Source organism: Yersinia pekkanenii (assembly GCF_001152565.1).
GTDB lineage: Bacteria > Pseudomonadota > Gammaproteobacteria > Enterobacterales > Enterobacteriaceae > Yersinia > Yersinia pekkanenii.
Map to the genome: position 1 here is coordinate 26,601 of NZ_CQAZ01000017.1, position 14,118 is coordinate 40,718.

Sequence of the window (14,118 nt, forward strand, 5' to 3'; positions counted from 1 at the left end):
GCTTCCAAGTGGCCTGAAATAACCGTCATTCTTTACGCTGCTGCTGTGTTGGCTACCGTCGTTCACACCGGTCATTTAGTTCACTAAACTCCCGGCGTTTCTCTTCGTTGCCGCCTTGCCGCCACGCAAATTATTTGGTTATTTTTCAAGCGTTAATTATAAAAACTTTCTTATTGGGTACACTGAGAGGCTACATTCAACGTATCTCTATATTACCCAAAGTATCACCAGCGCGCTTTTAAAAGGTTTGGTTGAATACCGGCTATGGCTCGGGTGTTGCCATAGTCCTTGTTCGCGATCCCGGCTTCGAATTCTTCCCGGAAATATTTGATCGCGCTTTGCAGTGGTTCAACCGCGCCCGGCGCGTGAGCACAGAAGGTTTTGCCCGGCCCTAAGAAGCGGCACAGTTGCTCCAGCGTCTCAATGTCGCCCGGCTGACCTTCGCCGCGTTCGAGTGCACGCAGGATCTTCACGCTCCATGGCAAACCATCGCGGCAAGGCGTACACCAGCCACAGGATTCACGGGAAAAGAACTCTTCCAGATTGCGTACCAGCGGCACCATACCGATTTCGTGGTCTACCGCCATCGCCAGCGCAGTCCCTAAACGGCTGCCTGCTTTGGCGATATTTTCGAAGTCCATCGGCAAATCCAGATGGTCAGCGGTCAGGAAGTCAGTCCCTGCTCCGCCCGGCTGCCAGGCTTTGAACTTCAGTCCATCGCGCATACCACCGGCATAGTCTTCCAGAATTTCACGGGCTGAGATACCAAACGGCAGTTCCCATAAGCCTGGGTTTTTTACCCGACCAGAGAAGCCCATCAGTTTGGTACCGGCATCATTACTCTTACCCGCAGTGATCCCCTGATACCACTCCACGCCATGTTCAATAATGGCCGGAACATTACACAGAGTTTCAACGTTATTGACGCAGGTCGGCTTACCCCAAACACCGGAAGAAGCCGGGAAAGGTGGCTTAGAGCGTGGATTGGCACGGCGGCCTTCCAGCGAGTTAATCAATGCGGTTTCTTCGCCGCAGATATAACGGCCAGCACCGGTATGGACAATCAGCTCGAAATCAAAGCCACTGCCCATAATATTTTTGCCCAACAGACCGGCTTCGGTAGCCTCGCTAATCGCACGGCGCAAGTGCACGGCCGCTTCGATATACTCGCCACGCAAGAAGATGTAACCACGGTAGGCTTTCAGCGCAAAGGCACTGATCAGCATCCCTTCCACCAGCAGATGAGGCAATTGCTCCATCAGCAGACGGTCTTTATAAGTACCCGGTTCCATCTCATCGGCATTACACAGCAGATAGCGGATGTTCATGCTTTCGTCTTTTGGCATCAGGCTCCACTTCAAACCGGTGGAAAAGCCTGCGCCGCCGCGCCCTTTCAGGCCAGCGTCTTTAACCAAATTGACCACATCAGGGGGTGCCATGCCTTTTAAGGCTTTTTCAGCACCCTGATAACCATTTTTGCTGCGATATTCATCCAGCCATACTGGCTGTTTATCATCGCGCAAGCGCCAGGTCAACGGGTGCATTTCCGGTGTGCGGACGATCTCTTTAGTAAAACCGGATTGAGTTATCATGGATATTGCTCCAGTAACTTCTCGATATCTTCAGGCTTCAGGTAGCTGTGAGTATCATCATCGATCATCATGGTTGGGCCACGATCACAGTTACCTAAACAGCAGGTCGGCAACAGTGTAAAGCGGCCATCAAAGGTCGTCTGGCCCGGCTGAATACTGAGTTTTTTAGAAATTGCGGCCTGGATCCCTTGATATCCCGTGATGTGGCACACCACGCTGTCACAGTAACGGATCACATGACGCCCAACCGGTTGACGGAAGATCTGACTGTAGAATGTGGCAACCCCTTCAACATCACTGGCCGGGATACCCAGCACTTCAGCAATAGCGTGGATCGCCCCATCCGGTACCCAGCCGCGTTTTTTCTGCACAATTTTCAGTGCTTCGATCGACGCGGCGCGAGCATCTTCGTAATGGTGTTTTTCATGCTCGATAGCATCACGTTCTTCAGTACTCAACTCGAAAGCCTCGGGGATGGTCACCGGTTCAGCCGCATTGACTGCCAGATCCACCACATTTTGGCTTTCGTTACTCACCTGAGTCTCTTTTTGATCACTCATAATTAGCGGTCCACATCAGACATTACAAAATCGATACTGCCCAGATAGACAATCAGGTCAGATACCAGGCTGCCACGGATAACCGAGGGGATCTGCTGCAAATGGGCATAGCTTGGGGTACGTATCCGGGTGCGGTAGCTCATGGTGCTGCCGTCACTGGTTAGATAGTAACTGTTGATCCCTTTGGTCGCTTCAACCATTTGGAATGATTCGTTAGCTGGCATCACCGGACCCCATGAAACTTGCAGGAAGTGAGTGATCAGCGTTTCGATATGTTGCAGCGTACGTTCTTTCGGTGGCGGCGTGGTCAGTGGGTGGTCTGCCTTGAATGGCCCTTCTGGCATGTTTTTATAACATTGCTCCAGAATGCGCAGGCTTTGACGCAATTCTTCCACTTTCAGCATCACACGATCATAGCAGTCGCCGTTGTTACCGATTGGAACTTCAAAATCAAAGTTTTCATAACCGGAATACGGACGCCACTTACGCACGTCAAACTCAACCCCAGTGGCACGCAGGCCAGCGCCGGTGACACCCCATTCCAATGCTTCTTTGGCATTGTAAGCCGCCACGCCGACAGAACGCCCTTTCAGGATACTGTTCTCTAAGGCAGCTTTGACATAGGAATCCAGACGTTTTGGCATCCAGTCAAGGAAGTCGCGCAGTAAACGTTCCCAGCCACGTGGCAGGTCATGTGCCACACCACCAATGCGGAACCAGGCCGGATGCATACGGAAACCGGTAATCGCCTCGATCACGTCGTACACTTTCTGCCGGTCGGTAAAGGCGAAGAACACCGGCGTCATTGCGCCTACGTCTTGAATAAAGGTACTGATGTACAGCAGATGACTGTTGATGCGGAATAATTCAGACAACATCACGCGGATGGTTTTAACCCGATCGGGTACGACGATACCCGCCAGTTTTTCAACCGCCAGTACGTAAGGCATTTCGTTAACGCAGCCGCCCAGATATTCGATACGGTCAGTGTACGGGATATAGCTGTGCCAGGACTGGCGTTCGCCCATCTTCTCCGCACCACGATGGTGGTAACCCACATCCGGTACGCAGTCGACAATCTCTTCGCCATCCAACTGCAACACAATACGGAACGCACCATGTGAAGAGGGGTGGTTCGGGCCGAGGTTAAGGAACATAAAGTCCTCGTTTTCGGTGCCGCGCTTCATGCCCCAGTCTTCGGGTTTGAAGGTCAGAGATTCCATCTCCAGATCTTCTTTCTGCTTGGTCAGCACAAAGGGATCGAACTCAGTCGCCCGCGCCGGATAATCTTTACGCAGCGGATGTCCTTCCCACGTCTGCGGCATCATGATGCGCGTCAAATGTGGGTGACCATCAAAGGTAATACCGAACATTTCCCAGGTTTCCCGCTCATACCAGTTGGCATTCGGGAAAATCTTAGTGGCTGTGGGCACATGCATGTCTTTTTCAGACAGTGCCACTTTCAGCATAATATCGCGGTTACGTTCGATGGATAGCAGATGATAGAAAACAGAAAAATCCGCATCAGGGAGGCCCTGGCGGTGAGTTCGAAGGCGCTCATCGACACCATGCAGGTCGAACAGCATGACATACGGCTTCGGTTGTTTTCTCAGGAACGTCATTATTTCCAGCAATTGTTCACGCTTCACCCATACCACGGGCATACCGGTACGGGTCGCTTGAACAACAAAGGCCTCAGGCCCAAAACGGTTCGACAGTTCACCGATCACCGGATCATCGAGATGTGAACGGGTTTGCCATGCAGGCTGTGCGCTGTCGGACGTCGTTAAATCGGTCATTATTTATTCACCACACTGTTTTTTTCACCACACTGAATGTGTCATTTTGTGGTCATTTTCCGCACACATGTTCTGGAAGAAAAATCGTTCATTCCAAAAACAAATCACTTACGTACCAAGATATTGCACCGCTCTCTTTCGCCACTCTAGCGGTGCGAAAAATAAGCAGATTCAGACCTCATCAGGGGTACGCAGGTTAGTTACTGCAATTCGTTCAGCATGCTTACGTTCTCTTTCCGGCTGCATATTGGCGCGGTAGACACCTTGATCACCGACAACCCAAGAGAGAGGACGACGTTCTTTACCAATGGATTCCTGTAGCAACAGCAGTGCTTGCATATAGGCTTCCGGACGTGGTGGGCAGCCTGGAATGTATACATCTACCGGCAGGAATTTATCCACGCCCTGTACCACAGAATAGATATCGTACATGCCGCCGGAGTTGGCACAAGCTCCCATCGAGATAACCCATTTCGGTTCCAGCATTTGTTCATACAAACGCTGAATAACCGGAGCCATTTTGGTAAAGCAGGTACCGGCCACGACCATAAAATCAGCCTGACGCGGGGAAGCACGTAATACTTCAGCACCAAAACGAGCGACGTCATGTACGGCAGTGAACGAAGTCACCATCTCCACATAACAGCAGGAAAGACCGAAGTTATACGGCCAAAGGGAGTTCTTGCGCCCCCAGTTCACCATGTCATGCATGGCGTTCTCGAGTTTACCCATGTAAACACTACGGTGGACATGTTGCTCGAGAGGATCGCCGCTGACGGTTTCCTGAGTTTGCAGGGGGTAACGGTCATTTTCACCGTTAGGGTCTATGCGGGTGAGCGTATAGTCCATGTTAATGCCTCGCTGTATTTATTGACCACTATACCCTTTGTTCTTGGAGCCGCAGGGTTGTTAGCTGTGCGCCCTCACCCGAATCACTTACCTGAGTAAGTTCATCGGGATTCGTTTGCTTGCTGCCTACCTGCAACACCAAGCTCTTTGGGTATCTCTTGCGGATGACTGCTGGCGTATTTGACTATGCTCGGTTTGCTCACACGGCGATTAGAACGCGCAGGAGTCCAGTCCAGAGCGCCAATGCGCACCAGATAAACCAAACCAGCCAAGAGCACCAAAATGAAAATGGTTGCTTCGATAAAGCCTACCCAGCCACTCTCACGGATAGAGATTGACCATGCATATAGGTACAGGGCTTCAACATCGAAAATAACGAAGAACATGGCGACCAGATAAAACTTGGCAGACAAACGCATACGCGCGGAGCCTACGGAGTCAATACCGGATTCATAAGGCACGTTTTTGGCACGGGCCCGAGCTCTCCCGCCCAGAAAAAACGCACCTAAGAGCATCAAACCGCACAGCCCGATAGCGCCGATCAGGAATACAGCGAACGCCCAATGATGAGCGATAACTTCAGTGGTTGTTGACATACGCATTGCTTACTCATCAAAAGTGGCGTCGGACATCCTGCTCTTGAGTTGGCAGTTAGTGCACCACATCGATTCAAAGGGAAGGAATAAAACCACACAAAACACACTGTCTTTACAACTGCTTAGCCAGCGTTTTACTGTGGGCTTTTTACTCCTTTCAGTAACCTTTTGTCAACTTAGACAAAAGTAACTACACATTAATTTACAAACGAATGATCTTGCTTAACAAATGGTGCGAACTCAAAAGCTAAATCGAGTCAGTAATTTGTCAAATCAGAACATACACCTACAAACCAACATGGAGGATTCGCTTTAACTATACCATTGTCTCAGGAATAACCTGTTCTTCCACTCACTAGCTAGGGGTATTTTTTTGATCCAGAACACGTTTTGAGGGTTATTTCATAAATATTCGACGTGAAAAGTTGTCTTTTAAAAAAAATAAATAATGGAACGTTGTTTTAATAAAAACAAATGAAAAAATAAGAAGAAATATTAACCACTAATTCAATATGGTTTATTTTGCTTTAACCCCTACTCAGACGCATCGCTAAGTGAAATAAAGCGACGTTTTAAGCATGAAATTAAACGGAAGCAGTGGAAAACTGTTTTTTATAAAAGATAAAAACAAAAAAGCCCCTAAAATAAGGGGCTTATGATATTTTAATTAACGCCAGACGTTCAACTTTTCTCGTCTATTAAATAATCAGAATCCAGCACTAAATCCGATCCAGACGGCAAGCCATGTTGGTGGCCCGTCTGCATAGCATCAAAAATGGCTAACGCCAATTCGTTGCCACACTGACTGTCTTTACATAATGCATAATGTGTTTCAGGCAACCGAGGCAGCCCTTCTGTTTCACCCAGTACGCGTAAATCAGGACTCATCATCTCTATCGGTCTGGCGGTCACACCCAGCCCAGCCCTGACTGCCGCTCGAATGGCAGAAAGCGAAGAGGCTACATAGGCGATACGCCATGCAATACCGGCTCTGGTCAGATATTCTGTTGCCATATCGCGGAATGGGCTTGGCTCATCCATCACCACTAAAGGAACCGATTCGCCGGGCAGGAACTGATAGTCGGCGGAACAATACCAAAGCGTGGGTGATGTTCTTAAAATCACATGAGGATGAGTGTCGACCTTGGCCGTGGTAATAGCCAGATCCACTTCGCCTTTACTCAGCATCTCGGCAATAAATGGACTGCGTTTTATCCGCACATCTATCTTTAGCCGAGGATATAGCGTCGCTACTCGGTTCAGCAGGAAAGGTAACAGTGTATCGGCAGTATCATCAGATGCGCCGATAATGAATGACCCTTCTATATCGCTGTACATAAGTGACGTACAAGCTTCATCGTTGAAACGCAAAATCTTTCTGGCATAGCCAAGTAACTGGAGACCATGTTCAGTGAGTAATTTGTTACGCCCATGACGGGCAAATAACTCCTTACCAACTAACTGTTCTAACCGTTGCATTTGCTGGCTAACTGCTGACTGAGTTCGACAAACCGCTGCAGCAGCAGAGGCAAAAGTATTCAAGTCAGCAACAGCTACAAAGGTTCTAAGCAGATCGAGGTCGAGATTAATTATCGGACGATTTGCATTTGTCATAGTGTATTCTTCACTTTTTTGAATTCTAATTACAAACTACCCTGGTGTTTAAGTATTAGCGCCATCAATAAGCAACAACGCTAAGTATGACAGTACCCCACTCATTAGAGTAGGGCAAAAAATTTACTTATATTTCGTTACCGCTATCTCTTTTTAAAAAAATCTATTGGATAAGTTATGTATTTGTTTGTAAATACGTTGATAAAAAAACACTAAATCTTCGATAAATGAAGATTTTTCTCTTCAGTAACCGTTTTTTTCTGACCGCCCTTATAAGACGACAAGCCTATTCTAATTAAAAAAGCAGGCTCTGCCATCTCAATAATATCAAAAAATATCAATATATCTCTAAGTGTATTTTTTACTTAATTGAACAAATTCAAGCAATAACATTTAAGAGTTGTTTTTATTTTCATAATTAACATTAATTATTCTTAATAGTTTTCCGATTTACAATTTTCTCCTATGCCCCTTTTGAAAATAGGTATGATGATATAAATGGTTGAACTGAGATTTTTGCCATTAAAACCCCACATAATTCATGCCCTATTACTGACTCTTATAGGCAAATCTTCGCTGAGAGGAAAGTCAACCTCGCCTTATGCACATATTTTTCCTTAATAACTGTCTATCGCTAAAGCTGCCAGAATAAAACTTCAGATAAACGCATCAATTAGACATAACCGAGTGAGTTTGCGGGTAAAACCCCCGTAATCTCTTTGGCTCTTTTCGGCCCACGGTCATTTGCAATAAAAACACAAGCATTTGCACTAAAGATCTGCATAGAACTTCAAAAATCAACAGCGTCGGAGTACATTGGATACCTTGCAGTGTTCCGCGCTGAGGACACGCTTTTACCAGCAAAAGGCTCATTTTTTTATGTCTCCCATTGAGAAATCCAGCAAACTGGACAACGTCTGTTACGACATTCGTGGCCCGGTGCTAAAAGAAGCTAAGCGTCTTGAAGAAGAAGGTAACAAAGTTCTGAAACTAAACATCGGCAATCCTGCCCCGTTTGGTTTCGATGCACCGGATGAAATTCTGGTGGATGTGATCCGTAATTTGCCAACGGCACAGGGCTATTGCGATTCCAAAGGCTTGTTTTCGGCGCGCAAAGCCATTATGCAGCACTATCAGGCGCGCAATATGCGTGATCTGACAGTCGAGGATATCTACATTGGGAACGGCGTTTCTGAGTTGATCGTGCAATCCATGCAAGCCTTGCTGAACCTTGGCGATGAAATGCTGGTGCCAGCACCGGATTACCCGTTATGGACGGCAGCCGTTTCGCTTTCAAGCGGTAAAGCCGTACATTATATCTGTGATGAAGAGTCAGGCTGGTTCCCTGATTTGGATGATCTCCGCAGTAAAATCACCCCACGCACCCGTGGGATTGTGATTATTAACCCGAACAACCCGACGGGTGCAGTTTACAGCAAAGAATTGTTGCTAGAGATTGTAGAGATCGCCCGCCAGCATGACCTGATTATTTTCGCCGATGAGATCTACGATAAGATTCTATATGACGACGCCCAGCACCATTCTATTGCCGCTCTGGCACCTGATTTGCTGACAGTGACGTTCAATGGTTTGTCCAAGACTTACCGTGTTGCCGGTTTTCGTCAGGGCTGGATGGTGCTGAACGGGCCGAAGAAGCACGCCAAAGGTTATATTGAAGGCTTGGAGATGTTGGCCTCGATGCGCCTGTGCGCTAACGTGCCGATGCAGCATGCGATTCAGACTGCCTTGGGCGGTTATCAAAGCATCAGCGAGTTTATTCAGCCGGGGGGGCGCTTATATGAACAGCGCAACCGCGCCTGGGAACTAATCAACCAAATCCCCGGCGTTTCCTGCGTGAAGCCTCAGGGCGCGTTGTATATGTTCCCACGCATTGATCAGAAGCGTTTTAACCTGAAAGACGATCAGAAACTGGTTTTGGATCTGTTATTGCAGGAAAAAGTGTTGCTGGTGCAAGGCAGCGCTTTTAACTGGCCGTATCCGGATCATGTGCGGATTGTCACGTTACCGCGCGTGGATGAGTTGGAGATGGCGGTGAGTAAGTTAGGGCGGTTCCTGGAGACATATCGCCAGTAAGTAAATGTTTGCTCAGTGATCCGGTTCGGTTGATATTTGATTGGGTGATTGGTTCGGTTGTTAGGGCAGATCGAATCATTTTTCGGTTGATAATCCTTCAGTTATGACCTGACCACCGTAGACTCAACCGAGAAGGAGGGCAAGCCGGCCCTCCTTCACCTGCGGCTTGCGCGAAATATTACTGCTATTCGCAGTCCCCTCCGGCAGTCGTTGGCCTTATCGAGCCAACGCGAGTCGCTTCCTGCTCCAGCGCGCTTTTCGCCGAGGTATTCGTCCCGTCCTTGGGACTCACCCCTTCGGGGCCACTGCAAGCAGCGTTCAAATCTGCTCCCGGCAGATTTGTCCATGGCGGCTCACTCGGGCCATCGTCTTTGTCGGTAATATCCCTGATTGCGCTCAACATCAAAATCAAAACCATGGTTTTTAGGTTTTGAAGTTTAAAAGCACATTTGAGCCGCCGAGTGAAGAATGAAGGTAGGGAAATGATGAACCGAGGGCATCTGCGCAGCAGGCTGGCGATACGTGCGTAGGCGCGGGATTGTTAAGGGTGTGCGCCAACACACCCTTGACCGGTTGGAGCTACCGGGGCCAGGTGGAACATTGAAGTTTTAACAACCGAACTAATCGCGCATCAACTGAAACCCGATCTGATAAACTATCCCCATGCCTGCACTTAAAAAGTACAAAAGAGAGTAAATAATGAGCCACTTCTTCGCCCATTTATCCCGCCTGAAACTGATCAATCGCTGGCCGCTGATGCGCAATGTTCGCACTGAAAATGTCTCTGAACATAGCTTGCAGGTGGCGTTTGTCGCCCATGCGCTGGCGATCATCAAGAACCGTAAGTTTAAGGGCAATCTTAATGCTGATCGCATTGCACTGCTGGCGATGTACCACGATGCCAGCGAAGTGATTACCGGGGATTTACCGACGCCCATCAAGTATTACAACCCGCAAATCGCGCACGAATACAAAAAAATAGAAAAAGTCGCTCAACAGAAACTGATCGAGATGCTACCGGCAGAGCTACAGCATGATTTTCGTTGTCTGCTGGATGAGCACTATTACAGCGATGAGGAGAAAGCACTGGTTAAACAAGCCGATGCCTTGTGTGCTTATTTAAAATGTCTGGAAGAGCTGTCTGCGGGTAATAATGAGTTTATTCAAGCCAAAGCGCGGTTAGAAAAAACGCTCGCGCTGCGCCAAAGCCCAGAAATGGATTACTTTATGGTGGTGTTCGTGCCCAGCTTCAGCCTGTCTCTGGATGAAATCAGCCTCGACTCACCGGATTAACCAGCAATCCATCATTTTATGTTTTGACCTTAAAAGCGCATTTGAGCTGCCGAATGAAATTAGCCAAAGTCATTGGCGTTACAGGTAGGCAGCCAGTGAGCAACAAATCGGTCGGGAACCGATTTGAACAGCATTTATGCTAGCCTATAGGGTGGGCCTCATGGATGAGGCTCATTAATCCCGATGAGCTGACTCTCGTCAGTGATTCGGGTGCGCAAACACAGCTAACAACCCTGTAACGTCACGGACGAAGGATAATCAGAAGGGAAATAACACTGGCACCACCATCACACTCACTGCCATCACTAATATCGTAAACGGTACCCCCATTCGGAGAAAATCACCGAATTTATAACCTCCAGGGCCTAAAACCAATGTATTTACTGGTGACGACACCGGTGTCATAAAGGCTGCGGAAGCGGCAATGCCAATGATCATCGCGAAAGGATAAGGGGAAACCGACATTTCACGGGCGGCAGCAATGGCAATCGGTGCCATTAATACCGCCGTTGCCGTATTGGAGATAAACAACCCAATCGTGGCACATAGCACAAATAAACAGGTCAACATGACCCGTGGCCCCAATCCCCCAGCGACATCCATCAGCCCCTGAACAATCAAATCAACCCCACCGGTTTTCTGCAACGCCTGTGCAAAGGGCATCATCCCGATAATCAAAATCAAACTTGGCCAATGGATTGAGCGGTAAGCACTTTCCATATCAATACAACGAAATTGTCCCATCAGCAAACAGGCCACCAGAGCGGCAATCACATTTGGCACTTCGTCGGTGAGCATCATGGCAACCATCAATGCCAAACAGAACAGAGCATGAGGCGCTTGTGAGATAGCCGGTGCCACTTCGTCAACTTCAGCGGGCAGGCTCAGTACGATAAAATCACGGGTTTTTAACTGCAACTGACGGATCAATTTCCAGTCACCTATCACCAATAAGATATCGCCAAACTGCAATTTTTCATCAACCAGCTTGCCTTCTAACGTCTTACCATTGCGGCGAATACCGACCACATTCAGGCCATAACGGGTACGGAAGGTGACCTCACGTAAGCTTTTGCCCAACAGAGCAGAATCCGGGATAAGAGAAACTTCAGCCATCCCTACGTTGCGAGACTGTTCAGAGAAGTACTCACCACGCAGCACCATCGGCTCCAGCATTTGCTCAGTACAGAACTCACGCAAATCCATATCGCAATCAGACATATCGATCAGCAACACATCGTTCTCGCGCAGTTCAGACGAACCAGTCGCACTGACCATCACGCGGCGAAAACGCTTCCAGCGCTCAATCCCAACCACATTAGCGCCATAGCGGGCGCGCAAATGCAGTTCGTCAAGGGATCGGCCAATCAACGGAGAATCGTGGCGAATAGCCAAACGGCGGGCGCGACCCGTCAGTTTATAATCGCGGATTAGATCACGGAAGGTACGGCGCTTCCATTGCTGTTCTTTTTCTGAACTTTCCGGTTTTCCCCCCAGCCAGCGCCGGGCAACTAGCATGTAACCAACACCCAACAGCAAAATGATAATACCAATTGGTGTGACGCCGAAGAAACCAAACCCTTTTAGACCTTCACGCAGTAACTCACTGTTAACAACCATGTTTGGTGGAGTCGCGACCAATGTCATCATGCCACTGATTAAACCGGCAAAACTCAGTGGCATCATTAAACGCCCCGGCGAGATTTTCATCCGGTTAGCCACACTCAGTACCACCGGGATAAAAATCGCGACGATCCCGGTTGAGCTCATAAAAGCCCCCAGGCCGGCAACAGTAACCATGAGTAATGCCAACATTTTCGTTTCACTGTGACCGGCAACTTTCACCAACCAATCACCAACCTGATAGGCAACACCGGTTCTGACCAACCCTTCACCAATCACAAACAGTGCGGCGATCAATATCACGTTAGGGTCACTGAACCCGCTGGTAGCCTCACTCAGAGACAAGGTACCACTCATCACAAAGGCAATAATCACCAGCAATGCCACCACATCCATCCGCAGTTTATTGGTGGTAAACAGCACAATAGCTATCAGAAGTAGCGTCAACACCCATAATAGTTCGCTGTTCAAAATGGCCTCGTTGGCAAAAAGTGAAAGGAGATATCCGGCTCTGGTAGTAAAACATTAAATTAAGCAGTTGCCGCTGTTTGAGATCAATAATGACTGTAAATTTATGCGCTTACCATCCCACCAGCATATTAATCGTATTTTTTCCTGAAAACAGTAAAAGAGCGCCATCAGGCGCTCTTTTACTGTTGACAAACCCCGATGACGCGATGTTAGACGGTGAGGATAGGCAGAAGAGTAAAGCGTCCGCGCCAGGGATGGGTTTACGGCGTCTTTACTGTCTGCCTATTCTCTCCGTGCTGAGCACGTTGTCGATAACCTCAGAGCGCCATCAGGCTGTTCGGTCACTGACTTATCACCTGTTTAATCTAGCAGGCGAACCACGGCACCCTTTGCAGTGGCTTCAACCACAATTTGCTCAAGTGAATTCAATACCAAATCAACCTGTTCCAGTTTTGGCGTGTCGGCGGGTGCGTTGACCGCAATCACCTTACAACCTGCAGCCAGGCCAGATAAAATACCCGCAGGGGCATCTTCCACCACGATGCAATCAGCAGGTGCCAAACCTAAACGCTCAGCGCCCAGTAAATAGGCATCCGGTTGAGGTTTTCCGTGTTTAACCTGCTCACAAGTAATAAATACCTCCGGCGCCGGCAAATGGCCGGCCGCACGGCGTGCGCTCGCGACCGGTACCGAACCAGAAGTGACGATAGCCCACGGAATAGACAGGCTATTCAGTCGCTCCAATAGCGATACTGCGCCCGGTAGTGCACTAACACCGTCGGTGTCATTAGCTTCGATGTGCTCTAATGCCAGAAACTCTGCCTGAAGTTCAGCATCACTGGCACCCGGCATAAAATGACGTAAAGAGGTAATCGCTTGTTTGCCATGGATAAAATCTAACACTTCCGATGGTTCAATGCCGTGGCCTTGCGCCCAACCAATCCATGCTCGTTCCACAGCCGGTAATGAATCGACCAGAGTCCCGTCCAAATCAAAAAGAAAACCTTTACACTCCACAAGCTCATCCTCATCAGTAAACCCGTATTTTCACAAAATACCGTATTCTCACAAAACTAATGTCTTCAAAAAACTAATGTCGCGATAATTACGCCCTCTCAGGCATTAATAATTTGCGAAATTTCAACCGCACTCAAATGATATTGGCGCGGACATGATTGCCAGATAGCCAACATCCGTTGGTATTTGTCCCACATTGGGGTTTGAGAATTAAAGCCGTGGGTACCGGAATCAAAATGGGTATAGCGCCCTTCAGTGTTGACCATAAAGCGCACATAGCTCAGATAACGAGATTCTGTGGCCGCATCAAAACCGAGGAACGCAATACGGCGCTCATCCAGATCCTGCTTATCGTTCAGGTTACCCCAAGAGACTTGCAGAGCGTGATGCATCTCCATAATATTAATGATAGTACGGCAAGTTTCTTCGCTCATTTCACCAAAATCGCGGTCCAGTTCACGCATCTGCAAACCAAAGCCACGCTCGACGATAGTTTGTTGGCGGCGATAGCGCTCAGCGTTTTCCGGATCCAGCATGGTCATCATCTTGTACTGATTCGATAGAATCAGCCGTTGGGCGTTTGTCATATCCATCACTCACTCCTAATACA

12 protein-coding genes are annotated in these 14,118 nt (G+C 48.4%); 2 read left to right on the forward strand and 10 right to left on the reverse strand.

The window, feature by feature from the left end; all coding sequences use genetic code 11:
• Positions 1–224: 224 nt before the first annotated feature.
• The 6 genes from nuoF to rovM form a co-directional block, all read right to left on the reverse strand.
• Entirely contained in the window at positions 225–1,592 is a 1,368-nt protein-coding gene (gene nuoF, locus AEP37_RS10375; protein WP_049613039.1) for an NADH-quinone oxidoreductase subunit NuoF, read from the reverse strand.
• The gene (gene nuoE, locus AEP37_RS10380) at positions 1,589–2,152 is read right to left on the reverse strand and encodes an NADH-quinone oxidoreductase subunit NuoE (RefSeq protein WP_049613041.1); all 564 of its coding nucleotides are present in this window, start codon (positions 2,150–2,152) and stop codon (positions 1,589–1,591) included. The genes nuoF and nuoE overlap by 4 nt, the downstream gene beginning before the upstream one ends.
• A 2-nt stretch (positions 2,153–2,154) precedes the next feature.
• A complete protein-coding gene (gene nuoC / locus AEP37_RS10385; RefSeq protein WP_049613044.1) occupies positions 2,155–3,951 on the reverse strand; it encodes an NADH-quinone oxidoreductase subunit C/D in 1,797 nt (598 codons plus the stop codon).
• Between the two features lie 171 nt (positions 3,952–4,122).
• Positions 4,123–4,800, reverse strand: a complete 678-nt coding sequence (locus AEP37_RS10390; protein WP_049613045.1) for a NuoB/complex I 20 kDa subunit family protein — start codon at positions 4,798–4,800, stop codon at positions 4,123–4,125.
• A gap of 101 nt (positions 4,801–4,901) precedes the next feature.
• Positions 4,902–5,402, reverse strand: coding sequence for an NADH-quinone oxidoreductase subunit NuoA (gene nuoA / locus AEP37_RS10395; protein WP_049613046.1), 501 nt, complete (start codon positions 5,400–5,402; stop codon positions 4,902–4,904).
• 675 nt (positions 5,403–6,077) lie between these two features.
• Positions 6,078–7,010 (reverse strand): virulence transcriptional regulator RovM, encoded by a 933-nt coding sequence (rovM, locus tag AEP37_RS10400; protein ID WP_049613048.1) that lies wholly within the window; start codon positions 7,008–7,010, stop codon positions 6,078–6,080.
• An 879-nt stretch (positions 7,011–7,889) separates the two neighbouring features.
• On the opposite strand from rovM, the gene AEP37_RS10405 reads away from it, so the two are divergent.
• Positions 7,890–9,104: a pyridoxal phosphate-dependent aminotransferase gene (locus AEP37_RS10405; RefSeq protein WP_049613050.1), complete on the forward strand. Its 1,215-nt coding sequence runs from the start codon at positions 7,890–7,892 to the stop codon at positions 9,102–9,104.
• Positions 9,105–9,288: 184 nt separating this feature from the next.
• Here the strand turns inward: AEP37_RS10405 and AEP37_RS10410 are convergent, their stop codons facing one another.
• Positions 9,289–9,507 (reverse strand): hypothetical protein, encoded by a 219-nt coding sequence (locus AEP37_RS10410; protein WP_049613052.1) that lies wholly within the window; start codon positions 9,505–9,507, stop codon positions 9,289–9,291.
• 296 nt (positions 9,508–9,803) lie between these two features.
• On the opposite strand from AEP37_RS10410, the gene yfbR reads away from it, so the two are divergent.
• Positions 9,804–10,397: a 5'-deoxynucleotidase gene (gene yfbR / locus AEP37_RS10415; protein ID WP_049613055.1), complete on the forward strand. Its 594-nt coding sequence runs from the start codon at positions 9,804–9,806 to the stop codon at positions 10,395–10,397.
• A gap of 258 nt (positions 10,398–10,655) precedes the next feature.
• On the opposite strand, the gene AEP37_RS10420 is transcribed toward yfbR, so the two are convergent.
• From AEP37_RS10420 to AEP37_RS10430, 3 genes are all read right to left on the reverse strand, one after another.
• Positions 10,656–12,491: an SLC13 family permease gene (locus AEP37_RS10420; protein ID WP_049613057.1), complete on the reverse strand. Its 1,836-nt coding sequence runs from the start codon at positions 12,489–12,491 to the stop codon at positions 10,656–10,658.
• A 360-nt stretch (positions 12,492–12,851) separates the two neighbouring features.
• Positions 12,852–13,508, reverse strand: coding sequence for a sugar phosphatase (locus AEP37_RS10425; protein WP_049613059.1), 657 nt, complete (start codon positions 13,506–13,508; stop codon positions 12,852–12,854).
• A 98-nt stretch (positions 13,509–13,606) separates the two neighbouring features.
• The gene (locus AEP37_RS10430) at positions 13,607–14,101 is read right to left on the reverse strand and encodes a YfbU family protein (protein WP_049613060.1); all 495 of its coding nucleotides are present in this window, start codon (positions 14,099–14,101) and stop codon (positions 13,607–13,609) included.
• Positions 14,102–14,118: the final 17 nt, after the last annotated feature.